The organism is Blastomonas sp. CCH1-A6 (assembly GCF_001556365.1).
GTDB lineage: Bacteria > Pseudomonadota > Alphaproteobacteria > Sphingomonadales > Sphingomonadaceae > Blastomonas > Blastomonas ursincola.
In genome coordinates this window covers 1-298 of record NZ_LSIS01000255.1, presented here as the reverse complement: position 1 = coordinate 298, position 298 = coordinate 1, and the positions used below count along the sequence as shown (strand labels likewise).

The 298-nt window shown below is 68.5% G+C and carries 1 protein-coding gene; it reads right to left on the bottom strand.

Annotated features, from left to right (window positions below):
- Positions 1-132: 132 nt before the first annotated feature.
- The coding region (locus AX735_RS12270; RefSeq protein WP_156447494.1) for a DUF1285 family C-terminal domain-containing protein at positions 133-298 on the bottom strand (166 nt) is incomplete at its 5' end.

Here is a 298-nt window from a genome sequence, read left to right as displayed (position 1 = left end):
GCGGGCGGTCGGTGATCGCAATCAGCACGGCGGCGGGAATGTGCACACCCCGGTCAGGCCGGATATGCGCCTCGTCGATCGATTCCATGCCCTGGCTGACGGCAAGCGCCTCGGCCAGGCGATCGTACAGGCTCATGCGTCCTCGATCCGGTCGAGCCGGAAGCAGGTGCCGTCGCTCCAGATCGGCAGGCTGGTATCGGCCTCGCCAGCCTCCTCGAGCGCCAGCTCGACCAGATCGTAATAGACCGCCCGCTCTATCCGCGCCTCGAGCCCGCGCCACAGGCCGAGATAGGGGCGC